Source organism: Serratia sp. CY83965, from assembly GCF_052166375.1.
Classification (GTDB): Bacteria; Pseudomonadota; Gammaproteobacteria; order Enterobacterales; family Enterobacteriaceae; genus Serratia; species Serratia marcescens.
Genome location: NZ_JBJNOV010000001.1, coordinates 1,276,075 through 1,290,919, shown reverse-complemented (window position 1 = coordinate 1,290,919; position 14,845 = coordinate 1,276,075). Strand labels below are relative to the sequence as shown.

Below are 14,845 nucleotides of genomic sequence, written 5' to 3'. Positions count from 1 at the left end.
GTCGTGGCTGAACAACAGACCGTGTTACAACTGGCGGCTGCAATGAGCGATGCCCCCGCCCCGATCTACCAACGGGTCAAACAGGCGATCGTGAATCAAATCCGTGCGGGGCATTGGCAACCGCACCAGCGCGTGCCCTCCGAAAGTGAACTGGTGGCGGAACTGGGCGTCAGCCGCATGACCATCAACCGCGCGCTGCGCGAGCTGACCAGCGAAGGTTTTTTGATTCGCATGCAGGGCGTCGGCACCTTCGTCGCCGAAGCCAAGGCGCATACCGCACTGCTGGAAGTGCACAACATCGCCGATGAGATCGCCGCGCGAGGTCATCACCACAGCAGTAAAATCCTCGAGCTGAAGGCCCGCCCGGCCAGCGAGGAAGAAGCGACGGCGCTGGGCATTCAGCCCGGCCAACGGCTGTTCTACTCCCAGATCGTGCATTACGAAAACGACGTGCCGGTGCAGGTGGAAGACCGCTGCGTCAACCCACTGGTGGCGCCGGATTACCTGAAGCAGGATTTCGACCGCGTCACGCCCTATACCTATCTGACGCAGGCCGCGCCGCTGACCGCCGGCGAACACATCGTCGAAGCGGTGATCCCCACCCGGCGCGAGCGCGAGCTGCTGCAGCTGGAGGACCACGAACCCGGCCTGCTGATCCATCGCCGCACCTGGTCCGGCAAAACCGTGGTCACCTCGGCCCGGCTGCTGTACCCCGGCAGCCGTTATCAACTGTTCGGCCGCTTCACCAGCGAAGTCTGATCCCCGGCGGGCGCCCCTGCGCCCGCATCTCCGCGGTCGATCACATCCTGATAACAAAATCTCTCCCGCCTCTTGTGACATCCCGGTGAATGCGTTAGGTTGTTTTTAATTGTATATACAACCATGTGGGAGCTGCGGCTCCGGCGGAGGAAAGCAATGACGTCTGAGATTCACTGTGACAGCCTGTGGCACGGCGCCGATATCGTCACCATGCGCGACGGCAAATATCACACCCTGACCGACGGCGCGATCGCCGTGCGCGACGGCAAGATCGTCTGGATTGGCGAACATGCGGCGTTGCCGCCCGGCCTGATCGCGGACGAAACGGTGAAATTCGACGGCGGCATCGTCACCCCCGGCTTTGTTGACTGCCACACGCACCTGGTGTTCGGCGGCAACCGCAGCGGCGAGTTCGAACAGCGGCTGAACGGCGTAAGCTACGCCGACATCGCCGCACAGGGCGGCGGCATTATCTCCACCGTGAAAGCCACCCGCGAGGCCGACGAAGCGCTGCTGCTGGAGCAGGCGCTGTTCCGCCTGCGGCCGCTGCTGGCGGAAGGCGTCACCTGCGTGGAGATCAAGTCCGGCTATGGCCTCAGCCCGGAGAGCGAACTGAAAATGTTGCGGGTGGCGCGCAAGTTGGGCGAGCTGCTGCCGGTCGAGGTGAAAACCACCTGTCTGGCGGCCCATGCGCTGCCGCCGGAATACGCCAACCGCGCCGACGACTACATTAATCTGGTCTGCGACACCATCATCCCGCAGGCGGCGGCCGCCGGCCTGGCGGATGCGGTCGACGCCTTCTGCGAGCATCTGGCGTTCTCACCGGCGCAGGTGGAGCGAGTCTTCGCCGCCGCCGAAGCCGCCGGTTTGCCGGTCAAGCTGCACGCCGAGCAGCTCTCCGCCCTCGGCGGCAGCACGCTGGCGGCGCGCCACCACGCGCTCTCCGCCGACCACCTCGAATACGCCACCGAGCAAGACGCCCGCGCCATGGGCGACGCCGGCACCGTGGCAGTGCTGCTGCCGGGCGCCTACTACCTGCTGCGTGAAACTCAGTGCCCGCCGGTAGCGCTGTTCCGCAAGCACCACGTGGCGATGGCGATCGCCAGCGACGCCAACCCCGGCACCTCGCCGGCGCTGTCGCTGCGCCTGATGATCAACATGGCCTGCACGCTGTTCCGCCTGACGCCGGAAGAGGCGCTGGCGGGCGTCACCACCCACGCCGCCAAAGCGCTGGGGCTGCAGCACAGCCACGGCACGCTGGAAACCGGCAAGGTGGCGGACTTCGTTCACTGGCCGCTGTCGCGGCCGGCGGAACTGGCTTATTGGTTGGGCGGTCAACTGCCCTGTACGGTGATTTTCCGAGGAGAAGTACGTCAATGACCATTCGCGATCCTTTTAGCTTCCAGACCGGCAGCCTGCCGCTGCTGATCAGCATTCCGCACGCCGGCACGCAACTGACGCCGGCGGTCGAGGCCGGGCTGACCGACGACGCTCGCCCGCTGCCCGATACCGACTGGCACATTCCGCAGCTGTACGACTTCGCCCGGGCGATGGGCGCCAGCGTGCTGGTCGGCAACTATTCGCGCTTCGTCATCGATTTGAACCGCCCGGCGGACGACAAGCCGCTGTACACCACCGCCACCACCGGCCTGTATCCCGACGTGCTGTTCGACGGCCGCCCAAGCTTCCTGCCGGGCAAAGCGCCGACGGACGAAGAACGCGCCGCCTACCTGCAGCAAATTTGGCAACCTTATCATCAGCAGCTGCAGAACGAACTGGCGCGCCTCAAAGCGCGCCATGGCTATGCGCTGCTGTTCGACGCGCACTCCATCGCCTCAGTGATCCCGCGGCTGTTCGACGGCCAACTGCCGGATCTCAATCTCGGCACCAACGGCGGTGAAAGCTGCGCCCAGGCGCTGAGCGATCGGCTGGTCGCCTGCTGCGAGCAGCAACAGCAGTACACCCACGTGCTCAACGGTCGCTTTAAGGGCGGTTATATCACCCGCGCCTATGGTCAGCCGCAGCAACAACAGCATGCGATCCAGCTCGAACTGGCGCAGGTCAACTACATGTCCGAACAGTATCCTTTCGCGTTCGAGCCCCAGCGCGCCGCCTCGCTGCAGCGCCTGCTCAAGCAGATGATTGAAAGCCTGTTGGACGGCGCCGCCAGACTGAATTGATTCCCCTTTACAGGCGCCGTCGCGCGCCTGTTTTTCTCCCGCCTCTAACCGCAACGCCAGCAGCAATCTGCGCGCTATATCAAAGTTTCGCGTGATTCCCCGCTAACTGGTCTAAACAGCGCACAAAACAGCGGCCGACGAAAAACGCACTGCGCCACAATCAGCCCAAAAGCCCGCGCTCAGCGCTGGGCGGCGTGTGGCCAGCTGGCCCGTTTCGAATACTCTCTGGAGGCCCTATGTCTGTAACACCGTTAAACTGGCGCGCTGCCGGCGCCTTGGCCGAACAACTGCTGGCCGGCTGGCAACGGCATGGCGAACCCGGCGGCGCCATCACCCTGTTTGACGCCCAACAACGCCGCGCCACCGCCTGCGCCGGCCTGGCCGATCTGGCGCAGAACACCCCCTTCACCGCCGACAGCGTGGTGCGTTATGCTTCAGTGACCAAGCATATCTTCGCCGCGCTGGCGCTGAACGCCACCGATCGCGCCATTCGGCTGGAGCAACGTCTGGGTGAACTGCTCCCCGCCCTGCAGCCCGCGTTGGCGGACGTTACCGTCGGCCAGGCGCTGGACATGACCGGCGGCCTGCCCGACGTGCGCGAGACGCTCGGCCTGCTGGGCATCTCGCTGCACGCCGTCAGCGAGGCGCAGCCGGTGATGCGGTTTGTCGAGGGGCTGGAGAAATTGAACTACGAAGCCGGCAGCGAGATCGCCTACAGCAATACCGGCTATCGGCTGCTGGAGGCCGCGCTGCGCAGCAAAGGGTATGATTTCGACCAACTGGTGCAACAGCACATCGCCCGGCCGCTGCAGGTGCAGATGCGGGCGCCGGAAAGCTGGTTCGACGTGGTGCCGGGATTGGTGCCGGGTTACTGGCGTGCGCCGCAGGGCTGGCAACACGCCAGCGCCGGCCTGCACCTTTCCGCCTCCGGCAGCCTGACCGGCAGCCTCAACGCCCTCACCCGCTGGCTGCAGACGCTGCTGGCCGACCAGGGCCCCGGCCAGGGCGTGCTGGCGCAACTCGGCGCACCGCGCCGTCTCAATCAGGGCCAGCTCAGCGCTTATGGCCTGGGTCTGGCGCAAACCCCGCTGGGCCGCCGCCGCTTGCTCGGCCACGGCGGTTCCCACGCCGGTTACAAAACCTATTTCCTGCTGGCGCCCGACCGTCAGGCCGGCGTCGCGCTGGTGGCCAATCGCGAAGACTGCGACAGTTTCGGGATGGCTTTGCAGGTGATGGCGGCGCTGCTCGGCGAACCGCTGCCGCAGCGCAGCACGGCGATCCCCGACGGCCTCTACGCCACGCTGGCGGAGCCGCACTGGCTGGAGGTCAAAGACGGCAACCTGGCCTATCTGGGCAGCGATGAACCGCTGTATCAGGGCGAGGACGGGTACGCCGTGTCGATGTCCGCCCATATGCCGCTCAAATTGAAATGGACCGGTGAAGCGATCGAGGGCGAAGTCGGGCATGTGGCGCGCCGTTTTCTGCCGGTCACGGCTAACGGCGACTGCCTGAAGCATGTGCAGGGGCTGTGGTATCACCCGCACTATCGCACCGCCTTTGAAATTCGCGGCGATCGGGTGCATATTGGCGTCGGTCCGGCGGCGCAGACCGGCACGCTCAGCCCGCTCGGCCAGGGCCGCATGCTGGTGGAGTGCCAGGACGGCCCGTGGTTAAAACGCTTTTGCCTCTATTTCCGCGGTTACAACGTGGATCTCATCGCCAACCGCAGCCGGATGCTGACCTTCCGCCGCAGCACCGTCGGCCGCGACTGACGCTCAGCGTGCGCTGCCGGTTTTGACCGCCAGCAGCGCATCCGCCAACCGCCGCTTGTCGGCGGCGCTGAGATTCACCTGATCCACCGACGCCATAAATGCCGCCCGATCCGCCTCGCCGAGCGGGCCGGCACGCAGCCGCTCCGCCAGGCGTTGCAATATCTGGCTGCTCAGTTGCGCGATCTGCGGGCGCACCTGCGCCAACGGCCGCGGCTGCCAGCCGGGCTCCGGGCTCGCCAGCCAGTCGGCGCGATAGCGGTACTGAATCGCCTTGGCGGCGTCCATCTGCGCGGCGATAAAAGGCCGCACCGACGCCGGCTCCAGCCCCAAATGCCCCGCCTCCGCCTGCGCGCTGGCCAACACCTTCGCCTCCTGCGCCAGGTCTTCGATCGGTAAATGCTGCTGCGCCTTGTAACCGGCAACGTCTTTCATCAACGACAGCCGTTGGTTCACCAGCTCGCCGATGGCGGCGGCGCCGTCTGCCAACGCCGGAAAACTGGTCAAACAGCAGGCTATCAATAACGCCCTGAACATGGCGCCTCCCTTATGATGCAGTGAAAATGTCAGGCCCAAAGTTCACCACGTCCGCCCCGCGCTGGCAAATAAAAAGGCCCCGCCGCAGCGAGGCCCGATAACGCTCGACAAACGTTAGTCGAAAACGCCATTGATCACGGAGGCCACAATCGCGGTGCTGAGTGCGACCAGCACCAGGTCGTCGCCGGCGATACGCCACTCATAACCCGGGTACTGCGGCAACTCACGCAGCATCGAGTAAGGCACCACTTTTTTGGCGATACCCGGCGGCAGCGGTTTACCGCGCGCCAGATTTTTGGCGATGCCCGGTGGCAGCGAGCTGTAGCCGGTCAGGCCATAGTTGTGCGCCAGCGAACGGGCGCGGTCGCGCGAGAGGCTGACGGAGACCAGATTATCGTCGTTCCTATAGCCGCCTTTATCTTTATTGCCTTTGTTGCCGTGATTGCCGTTGTTGCCATGGTTACCGTTATTGCCGTGATTGCCGCTGTTACCATGGCCGTTCCCGTTGCCGTTACCATTGCCGCCTTTGTCGGCCAAGGCCGGGGCGGATGACAACCCCAGCGATGCAATCAGCGCCAACACCGTGAGAGTCGTACGACGTTTGTTCATGTTGTGTATTCCTGCGTGGGTGACTCTGTTGACTATAGCCAGCCTTTTCCAGACAAAGTATAAGGAAAACTCCGAGATAACGGTGCGCTTTTACGGCATTCGCTTGCAAACCTTGTCTCAACGCAAAATGCCTCGAAAATGCCGATGCTTGTCTCAGATTTTTCTTGAAGAAAAATAAGCCTTACGCTAGCGTGGGAAGGTAACAAAAAAGAGTTAGCGTGCTCTTTTTCGTCGCACCTCAAATCTTATTCTTATCATCCATAATGATAATAGCGAACATTTCCCGCCTCTCCGTGCGGGATTCTTTTTCACACCGCTGTCGCCCCAATCTGGTGCTTTATGTTGAGATTTGGTTGCCGATAATTTACATTCGCTGTCTGAGAAACCTCAACCTCCCGCGGTGGCCAGGCTGGCAACGGGTGGGCGTTCAGGAGCAAAAGACGTGCAAATGACCCTCATGGAATACATCACTCGGCACTTTAATGGCGATCTTCATCGGTACGCGCAGTCGGAAGGCGTCAGCCGTGAACAAATCATTAGTTGGATAAATAATGAATGTCACGTGATCAAAGGCAGACTGTTTATGCCGGTGAAGCATCTCCCGGTTGAACAAGCCCAGTGATGACGAAAAAAAACCCCGCCAGGCGGGGTTTTCTGTTTCTGATAGCACGGAAAATCAGAAGTTATAGCCGACCACGAGGTAATAACCCCAACCGGTAGACTTGATCGGGCCCTGCGGGGTGCCGATATCCGCGCCATCCTGCCACTGACCGCCGTTGTGGAAATAACGCGCCACGAAAGAATAGTGCCAGTGATCGTAGTTCAGCGCCAAAATATGGCTGGAGGCGATCGAGTTGCTGGTGCGCACCTGTTTGCCGGTGCCGTCAACCCAATGGCTGTCCTTGCCCAGATCGGAACCGAAGTCGAAGTTGGTGAAGCCGATGTAGCTCAGGTTGCCGCCCCACACCTGGGTCAGCGGCACGAAGTATTTCACCTTAAAGCGGTAACCGTCCCAGCTGTTCTCGTTGGCGGCCTGGTAGTTTTCCCACTGGTATTTGGCATAGATGTTCATCGACAGGCTCATCGGCAGACCGGTGTCGATATCGGTGCCCAGACCCATGTACCAGGTGTTTTGACGGCCATCGGCGTTGTGGCCCAGATCATAGATGTAGTTGTTGGCGAAGTACCACTCTTTGAACGGACCGAAGCTCAGATCGGTGCCGGTGAGTTTGTCGATGGAGAAACGCGGTTCAATCTCCATAAACATCGGGGAGCCTTTGTCCCAGATGCCGCGATCCGGGGTATTGCCCACGCCGAAGAATTTCGGCACGTCAACGTAACCGTAGAAATCGAACCAGTCTTTCTTGGCGAAGGCTTCGTATTCGAGATACACGTCGTTATTCAGCTGCGGCCCGAAGCGGGTGTGGTAGCTGCCCACCACGTTGACGCTCTGGTGCCACCAGTCGGAGACATATTGACTGTCTTTGCTATCAGCCATTGATGATGCACTGTAAGACGCTGCGAGCAGTACACCTGCTGCGAGAGCTATTTTTTTCATTTTATTACCACATGCTTAAAGGGCCATTTCCTGCCCGTTTAGAAAAGATGACAATGAGTCTGCCGACACCTGGCGTTGTCTTCACACAGAAACTCGGATGACGCGCGCATTATAGAAACCACTGACTGTAAGAATCTGTGATCCAGTTACGCATTTCGCGAATAGGTAATCGATTGCGTTCACATTTGTCAAATTATGTTTCATGCAAATTCACATTCGCTGTGATTTTTGTCATGCAAAGCATTTTTCAGCCGAAAATTGCAGCAAATGTAACCCGCTGGTAGACGGCGGGGAAACCCGCTGAAAGTCATAAAAGATGGGCCGCGGCGATTAACGCCACAGCCCGCAGAATAGTGAACGCAAAAAACACCCTCAGGCGCCAGCGCGCGACAAACTCCCTGGGAGGGAAAGATCGACTAATCCAGCAAACCGCTCAAGAAGCGGCGCAAAAAAGGTTGTTTCTTGCGCGTAATCGGATTGCCGTCATATTTTTTCTGAGATTGCTTATTGAAACCGCCGAATAACTGCACATTCCGGTACCGTTCCAGGGTATAACCGGCCTGCAGCGCTTCGCGATAGTATTGTTCGAACAGCTCGCGCAGATCATCGCGATAATGGCTGCGGATCTTGCCATCAAACCAATGCTTGCGGCTTTCAGCCCGCAGTCTGGGAAGCGAATAACGGTGGGAAAATTGGCTGCTCATATCCGAGTAATGCAACGCCTTCAATGCTTCCAACGGCAAGTCGTCACCATCCAGATTGCTGTATTCCGGTTTCAACGGCTCGACGAACTCGGGATGTTCTTCAAAGAACCGCTGCATTTTTTTATGCCCCAATGGATCACGGCGCAACTCATCCAGCGGCGGCAAGAATCGCGCCGCTGCCTCGCAATCCCACAGCATTTCCCCCAAGCGCAGATCGTTGCCGGAACCCGCGGCCAAAATGGCAGTGCCCTCCTTCATCGGATGATGCCAAATCTCTGCGATATCACAGAGATACAGCACGTCCGCATCGGAGTAAAATGCCCGACCCTGGAAGTTACAGAAAGCGGGAATGCCCCAGCGAAATGCAGAGAACGGCGTTGCCCAACGCTCGGTGGTCCAACCTTCGCCGCCACTTTGAGAATACCAGGGACTGGCAGGGTCTCGCGACAAACGCATCCACTCAATTTGAACAGGTATTGAAGCATGCTTACGCAAGCTGTACTCCAAAACCATCATCTGTTCCAAATCGCAATCATTTGGATCACACCCGATAAAAACTCGCGCAACATCCGCAGGTGGAGTCATAAAATATATCCCTATAACACGCTATATAACCCGCATATGTTACCAATAATTTCAAAGGTCTCCTAATGGCAAATAAAATGCTTTCTCATCTTCAAAAAGCGCAGCCAGTGGAAACAATAAATTGATTTCTTTAATTTATTAACCGTCATTCAGCGTAATCGCGCCATAATCGCTGCGCGTCAGTTCACCGCCGGCACCGCCTTGGCGATGTTTTCCTGGCGGAACGCCACCTCTTCGCCGTTTTTCACCTCCCAACTGGCGACCGGAATATCGGTTTTGGGCGCCGCCGCGACGACCGAGCCGTAAATCAGCTTATCGTCGCGGCGCAAAATATAAACGTCGAGCTGATATTCATGTCGCAAATTCGCCGTGGTCAGGCGAACGGTATCGCCGCGCTCATAGTGATGCACGTCGATTTCAGGCTGTTGAATAAATTGAATGTCGCTTCTCATCGTCGTCGTTCCTTCAGGCAACATGGCTAGTTAAATTCTAGTTCAACATTGCGACGACAGCGGATAATTTCCGTTAATTTCCGCGAGTTGCCCGCCAACAGATCAGCGAGCCGAGTGTGACCATCGCTACGCCCTGCCAGAAACTGGCGGTCAGCGAGGTGTGCAGCACCAGCGCGGCGAACACCGCCGAGAGCACCGGGGTAAAATAGGAGACGGTCGCCAGCAGCGTCATGTTGCCGTGCAGAATGCCGACGTTCCAGGCGGCATACCCCGCCCCCATCGCCACCCCGGCGCACAGCAGCGTCACGGTCACGCCGACGCTGAACTGCATGCCGCTTTCCGCGCTGAAGGCGTACTTCAGCCACAGCGCCAGCGCGGTCAGCACGATAAACAGCACCACGCCGTTGCTGCCCCGGGCAATCTTCTTGGTCAGGTTGCAATACAGCGCCCAAATCACCGCGCCGCTGAAGGCCAGCGCGTAGCTGAGCGGGTTGCTGCGCACGTTGGCCAGCATCTGCGCCGGTGACCAGCCGCCCTCGCCGCTCATGATCCAGCCGATGCCGAACAGCGACAGCAGCAGCCCCGGCAGCAGCCACCATTTCGCCTTTTGGCCGTTGATCGCCAGCGCCATCAGCACGGTGAAACAGGGCCACAGGTAGTTGATCATGCCCACTTCTATCGCCTGCAGGCGGGTATTGGCGTAGCCGAGCGACAGCGACAGACAGATCTCGTAACTGACGAACAGCAGGCTGCCGACGATGAGATAAGGCCGTGGAAAGCTGCGCCATTTCGGCACGCCGAGCGCCACCAGCAAAAACACCGCGCTGACGCTGTAGATCATCGCCGCACCGCCGATCGGCCCCAGCCCTTCGCTGACGCTGCGAATCAGGCCGACCACGCTGCTCCACAGCACAATGGCCAATAAACCGAACAACGTGGCGCGGGTACGCGAGGGCAAAGCGGGCATAAGGCAGGTCCAATAGGTTATTTTTTATCAGGTTTTTCACTCTACTGCCGCACGTGCCAAAAAGAAAGGCGGGAAACTCCCGCCTGTGAATTTATTGCTGCGGTTGCCGCTCCAACTGCGGCGGCGGCTGGCGAAAGCGTCGGGTCAGCCAGGCCAAATAGCCGAAGCCCAGCGTCGCCCAGATAAGCCCCATGGTCAGCGAGCTTTTCTCCAGGTTCAGCCACAGCACCCCCACCGTCAGCGCCCCCACCAACGGCAGGAACAGGAAGTTGAAGCGATCCTTCCAGCTTTTGTTGCGCCCTTCGCGAATAAAGAAGTGGCTGATCACCGACAGGTTAACGAAGGTAAAGGCCACCAGCGCGCCGAAGTTGATCAGCGCCGTGGCGGTCACCAGATCGAATGACAGCGCCGACAACGCCACCAGCCCGACCATCAGTACGTTCAGCGCCGGCGTACGCCATTTGGGGTGGATATAGCCGAAGAATTTCTCCGGGAACACATTGTCACGCCCCATCACATACAGCAGGCGCGACACGCTGGCGTGCGACGCCAGGCCGGAGGCCAACGTGTTGATAAAGGTCACGCACAGGAAGATCGACTGGAACAGCTTGCCGCCGACGTACAGCGCGATCTCCGGCAGCGCGGCGTCGGGCTGGTGAAAGCGTTGAATGGTCGGGAAAAACAGCTGGATAAAGAACGACACGCTGATAAAGATCACCCCGCCGTACAGCGCAGTCAGGAAGATGGCGCGCGGGATCACCTTGGCGGCGTCGGGCGTCTCCTCGCACAGCGTGGTGACCGCGTCAAAACCGAGGAACGAGAAGCACAGGATGGTCGCGCCGGTAATGATCGGCAGCAGGTGCGCATTCTCGCTGAGGAACGGCCGCAGGCTCCACACCGTGCCCATCCCCTCGCCGTTGTGCAGGCCGCGCACCACCAGGTAGATAAATACCAGAATGATCGCCACCTGCGCCAGCACGAACAGGGTATTGAAGTTGGCCACCAGATTGACGCTTTTCAGGTTGATGGCGGTGATCAGGATCACGAAGCCCACCACCCACACCCAGGGTGGTACTTCCGGAAACAGCGCGGTCAGGTAAATCTTCGCCAGCAGCGTATTGATCATCGGCAGGAACAGATAATCCAGCAGCGACGACCACCCCACCAGAAAACCGACGTGCGGGTTAATCGCCTTCTGCGCATAGGTGTAGGCGGAACCGGCGGTGGGAAACTGGCGCACCAGTTTGCCGTAGCTGATGGCGGTGAACAACACGCCGGCCAGCGCCAGCAGATAGGAGGTCGGCACATGGCCGTCGGTAAGGCCGGAGACGATGCCGAAGGTATCGAACACCGTCATCGGCGTCAGATAGGCCAGGCCCATCATCACCACCTGCCACAGCTTGAGGGATTTGCGCAGTTGCGGTTTGCCCGCCGGACCGCCGTCGATGGTTTTAATCGTCATGGCGTTTCCCCTTTTGGTCCTCTGCTGTCAACCGTGCAACGTCATTCAGAGAGGCCGCGGGGAAACTGCTGCTCAGGCGGCGGGAAAAGCGGGTTGGGGTCACTGTCGGGCGGCCGGCGACCGGCCCGTAGGCACTGCGGCACAGGCAAACGTCTGCGCATGGGAATGGCTGAGTCATGGTTATTTCCTCGTCGGCGTCCTGTACGCCGTGATAGAAGAAATGCTGTACCGCAGCGCGCAGCCTCACGGGCTACAGGAGAGCCGATGAAATGCGCCGGGCGCGCGCGGTAGTCGTTGGGTGAGCGGGATCAGGCGTTTTTCAGCATCCACTCGATTTCGGTTTCGGTGATCAGGCGCTCGAACTGCACCAGTTCGTCGGTTTTGCAGGCCAGGTAGACATGGCTGAAGCGTTCGCCCAGCAACGCATTGAGCACCGGCTGATGTTCAAACTCGTACAGCGCGTCGCTCTGGCGGATCGGGAACGGCAGCCCGTCCTGCTCCAGCCCGTTGCCGGTCACCGGCTCAGGCAGCGGCAATGCGGTTTCCAGGCCGTAGACGATGCCCGCCAGAATGGCCGCCATCACCAGATAAGGGTTGGCGTCGGCGCCCGCCACGCGATACTCCACGCGGTGATTGTCGCGATCGCCGCAGGGAATGCGCAGCGCCACGGTGCGGTTGTTATGCCCCCAGGAAGCCTGGGTCGGCACATACATGCCGGGCTGGAAACGGCGATAGGCGTTGACGTTCGGCGCCAGCAGCGCCATCGAGGACGGCATCAGGGCGATCATGCCCGCCAGCGCCTGTTTCAGCAGCGCCGAATCCTCGCCGTCGTCGTCGGCGAACACATTGTCGCCTTGCGCATTCAGCATGCTGATGTGCACGTGCATGCCGCTGCCGGCGTGCTCTTCATACGGCTTGGCCATAAAGGTGGCCTGCATGTTGTGGTTCTCGGCCACCATGCGCACCAGCCGTTTCAGCGCCAGCGCATGGTCGCAGGCCTGCAGCACATCATCGGTATGGTGCAGGTTGACTTCAAACTGCCCCGGCGACGCCTCCGCCACCGCGCCGTCCGCCGGAATGCCCTGCAAACGCGCCAGCTCGTCGATTTCGCTCAGCACATCGGCGAAATGGTTCAGGTTATCGACGGAGTACACCTGGCTTTGGGTGTTGCGCTCCTGGGTTCCCGGCGCGCACGGCGGCTGCAGATAGCCTTCCGCGTCGCGTTGACGATCGATGAGATAGAACTCCAACTCTACCGCTACCACGGGGGAAAGCCCGCGCTGACGCAAACGCTGCCATACTCGGTTCAGCACATTGCGCGGTTCAACGTCAAAGGGAGTGCCATCTTCATCCAGCATGGTGAGCAGCACCTGCGCGATATATTGCGGGTCCGCCGCCGACGGCGTCAGCGTGCCCGGCACCGGCACGCACACGTGATCCGGCTCGCCCAACTCCTGCCCCAGCCCGGCCTCTTCCACCACGTTGCCGAGAATATCCATCGCAAATACCGACGCCGGGAAGTAACAACCCTTCTCCAGTTTGTTCAGGCCGCCGACCGGGATGCGTTTGCCGCGGAAGCTGCCGTTCAGATCGGTCAACAGTACGTCGACATGTTGGGTTAACGGATAACGTTCCAAATACTTCTTCACTTCGCGCTGGAACGCGCTACTTCGTCTCTCTTCACTGTGCTGAACAAAGTTTTCCACTTCTACGATGTTGGTCTGCATGATTCACCCGCCGTTTGTGTTTTGCTGTCGTCGATGTTTATTGACCGTCTTGTTCAATATAATGCCCACAAATGAAACGTAGATGAAACAAATTTGTTTTGCAAGTGTTACTTTTGGTTTGAATATTGCCCAATCGACTGCTAGATTTATAGAATATTGAACGAAATCGGCGGTGGAGAAGCTTATCGTTCATAATTTCGAACGTACCAAGGGGATAGCATGGACAATATATTTAACAGACCAGTCATTGGCGTCGTCATGTGCAGGTATAGGTTAAACGGGCACCTCACACAGACCTTGCAAGAAAAGTACCTGAATGCCGTTATCACCGCCGGCGGCTTGCCGATCGCCCTGCCGCACGCGCTGGCGGAGCCGGAAATGCTGGCGGAACTGCTGCCGCGCCTCGACGGCATTTTGCTGCCGGGCAGCCCCAGTAATGTGCAGCCGCACCTTTATGGTGAAAACGGCGATGAGCCTGACGCCGATCCTGGTCGAGACGCGTTGAGCCTGGCGCTGATCCGCCAGGCATTCGACAGGCGCATTCCCCTTTTCGCCATTTGCCGCGGCATGCAGGAAATGGTGGTCGCCACTCAAGGCACCCTGCATCGCCGCCTGTATGAACTGCCCGAGCTGCTGGAGCATCGTGAAGATCACGACCTGCCGCTGGAACAGCAATACGCCCCCGCCCACGAGGTCATCGTTCAGGAAGGGGGGCTGCTTTCGCAACTGATACCGGATTGCAACAGATTCTGGGTGAACTCGCTGCACGGCCAGGGCGCCAAAACCCTGGGCGCGAGCGTTCGCATCGAGGCGCACGCCGCTGACGGGCTGGTGGAGGCGATCAGCGTGCGCGATCAGCCCTTCGCGCTCGGCGTGCAGTGGCACCCGGAGTGGAACAGCGACGAGTACGCCCTGTCGCGCCTGTTGTTTGATGGTTTCATCACCGCCTGTCGGAACTATCAAAAGGAAAAACGCCCATGAGCGACGTCAGCTTGGCACCGGGAAAACGTCTGTCGCAGATCCGTCAACAATTAGGGTTGTCGCAGCGCCGGGTCGCCGAACTGTCTGGGTTAACCCACAGCGCCATCAGTACTATCGAGCAAGACAAGGTCAGCCCGGCCATCAGCACGCTGCAAAAGCTGCTGACGGTGTATGGTCTGTCGCTGTCGGCGTTTTTCGCCGAGCCGGAAAAACCGGCTGAGCCGCAGATCGTGATAGACAGCGACGACCTGATCGAAATCGGCAGCCAGGGCGTTTCGATGAAGCTGATCCACAACGGCGACCCGAACCGCACGCTGGCGATGATGATCGAGACCTACGAACCGGGCACCACCACCGGCGAGCGCATCAAACACCAAGGGGAAGAGATCGGCACGCTGCTGGAGGGTGAAGTGGTGCTGCAGGTCAACGGCCAGAGCTATCACCTGCTGGCCGGGCAGAGCTACGCCATCAATACCGGCATCCCCCACAGTTTCAGCAACACGTCGGCGCGCATTTGCCGGATTATCAGCGCCCATACGCCGACGACATTCTGAT

Annotated in this window: 15 protein-coding genes; 7 read left to right on the top strand and 8 right to left on the bottom strand. The window is 59.9% G+C overall.

All coding sequences use genetic code 11. The annotated features are described in order from the left end of the window. The first annotated feature begins 3 nt into the window (after nt 1-3). The 4 genes from hutC to ACJ8PL_RS06555 all read left to right on the top strand — a co-directional run bounded on the left by hutC (nt 4) and on the right by ACJ8PL_RS06555 (nt 4,711). Nucleotides 4-759: a histidine utilization repressor gene (hutC, locus tag ACJ8PL_RS06570; RefSeq protein WP_028128056.1), complete on the top strand. Its 756-nt coding sequence runs from the start codon at nt 4-6 to the stop codon at nt 757-759. Between the two features lie 156 nt (nt 760-915). After that, entirely contained in the window at nt 916-2,139 is a 1,224-nt protein-coding gene (hutI, locus tag ACJ8PL_RS06565; RefSeq protein WP_016928030.1) for an imidazolonepropionase, read from the top strand. Continuing rightward, nucleotides 2,136-2,939: an N-formylglutamate deformylase gene (hutG, locus tag ACJ8PL_RS06560; RefSeq protein ID WP_016928031.1), complete on the top strand. Its 804-nt coding sequence runs from the start codon at nt 2,136-2,138 to the stop codon at nt 2,937-2,939. The genes hutI and hutG overlap by 4 nt, the downstream gene beginning before the upstream one ends. A gap of 236 nt (nt 2,940-3,175) precedes the next feature. Then, nucleotides 3,176-4,711: a serine hydrolase domain-containing protein gene (locus ACJ8PL_RS06555; RefSeq protein WP_442530980.1), complete on the top strand. Its 1,536-nt coding sequence runs from the start codon at nt 3,176-3,178 to the stop codon at nt 4,709-4,711. A 3-nt stretch (nt 4,712-4,714) separates the two neighbouring features. Here the strand turns inward: ACJ8PL_RS06555 and ACJ8PL_RS06550 are convergent, their stop codons facing one another. Together ACJ8PL_RS06550 and ACJ8PL_RS06545 are read right to left on the bottom strand one after the other, a co-directional pair. Then, the gene (locus tag ACJ8PL_RS06550; RefSeq protein WP_028128276.1) at nt 4,715-5,245 is read right to left on the bottom strand and encodes a chorismate mutase; all 531 of its coding nucleotides are present in this window, start codon (nt 5,243-5,245) and stop codon (nt 4,715-4,717) included. Between the two features lie 114 nt (nt 5,246-5,359). Beyond that, nucleotides 5,360-5,854 (bottom strand): anti-virulence regulator CigR family protein, encoded by a 495-nt coding sequence (locus ACJ8PL_RS06545; protein ID WP_033640576.1) that lies wholly within the window; start codon nt 5,852-5,854, stop codon nt 5,360-5,362. Between the two features lie 442 nt (nt 5,855-6,296). Here ACJ8PL_RS06545 and ACJ8PL_RS06540 point away from each other — a divergent pair, with 442 nt between their 5' ends. After that, nucleotides 6,297-6,476: a hypothetical protein gene (locus ACJ8PL_RS06540; RefSeq protein WP_025160261.1), complete on the top strand. Its 180-nt coding sequence runs from the start codon at nt 6,297-6,299 to the stop codon at nt 6,474-6,476. Between the two features lie 54 nt (nt 6,477-6,530). Here the strand turns inward: ACJ8PL_RS06540 and ACJ8PL_RS06535 are convergent, their stop codons facing one another. The 6 genes from ACJ8PL_RS06535 to ACJ8PL_RS06510 form a co-directional block, all read right to left on the bottom strand. Further along, nucleotides 6,531-7,412 (bottom strand): nucleoside-specific channel-forming protein Tsx, encoded by an 882-nt coding sequence (locus tag ACJ8PL_RS06535; RefSeq protein ID WP_028128054.1) that lies wholly within the window; start codon nt 7,410-7,412, stop codon nt 6,531-6,533. A gap of 416 nt (nt 7,413-7,828) precedes the next feature. Further along, the gene (locus tag ACJ8PL_RS06530; RefSeq protein ID WP_442530978.1) at nt 7,829-8,701 is read right to left on the bottom strand and encodes a glycosyl transferase; all 873 of its coding nucleotides are present in this window, start codon (nt 8,699-8,701) and stop codon (nt 7,829-7,831) included. A 179-nt stretch (nt 8,702-8,880) separates the two neighbouring features. Next, complete coding sequence (locus tag ACJ8PL_RS06525) at nt 8,881-9,153, bottom strand: hypothetical protein (RefSeq protein WP_004941292.1); 273 nt, start codon at nt 9,151-9,153, stop codon at nt 8,881-8,883. Between the two features lie 73 nt (nt 9,154-9,226). Next, nucleotides 9,227-10,120 carry an aromatic amino acid DMT transporter YddG gene (gene yddG, locus ACJ8PL_RS06520; RefSeq protein ID WP_016928038.1) on the bottom strand — a complete coding sequence of 298 codons (894 nt, stop codon included), beginning with the start codon at nt 10,118-10,120 and terminating at the stop codon, nt 9,227-9,229. Nucleotides 10,121-10,211: 91 nt separating this feature from the next. Further along, nucleotides 10,212-11,582 carry an APC family permease gene (locus ACJ8PL_RS06515; protein WP_016928039.1) on the bottom strand — a complete coding sequence of 457 codons (1,371 nt, stop codon included), beginning with the start codon at nt 11,580-11,582 and terminating at the stop codon, nt 10,212-10,214. Between the two features lie 308 nt (nt 11,583-11,890). Then, nucleotides 11,891-13,309: a glutamine synthetase family protein gene (locus ACJ8PL_RS06510; protein WP_033638248.1), complete on the bottom strand. Its 1,419-nt coding sequence runs from the start codon at nt 13,307-13,309 to the stop codon at nt 11,891-11,893. A gap of 219 nt (nt 13,310-13,528) precedes the next feature. Here ACJ8PL_RS06510 and puuD point away from each other — a divergent pair, with 219 nt between their 5' ends. Continuing rightward, the gene (gene puuD / locus ACJ8PL_RS06505; protein WP_025302552.1) at nt 13,529-14,290 is read left to right on the top strand and encodes a gamma-glutamyl-gamma-aminobutyrate hydrolase; all 762 of its coding nucleotides are present in this window, start codon (nt 13,529-13,531) and stop codon (nt 14,288-14,290) included. After that, a complete protein-coding gene (gene puuR, locus ACJ8PL_RS06500; protein WP_016928041.1) occupies nt 14,287-14,844 on the top strand; it encodes an HTH-type transcriptional regulator PuuR in 558 nt (185 codons plus the stop codon). The genes puuD and puuR overlap by 4 nt, the downstream gene beginning before the upstream one ends. The last annotated feature ends 1 nt before the right edge of the window (nt 14,845 follow it).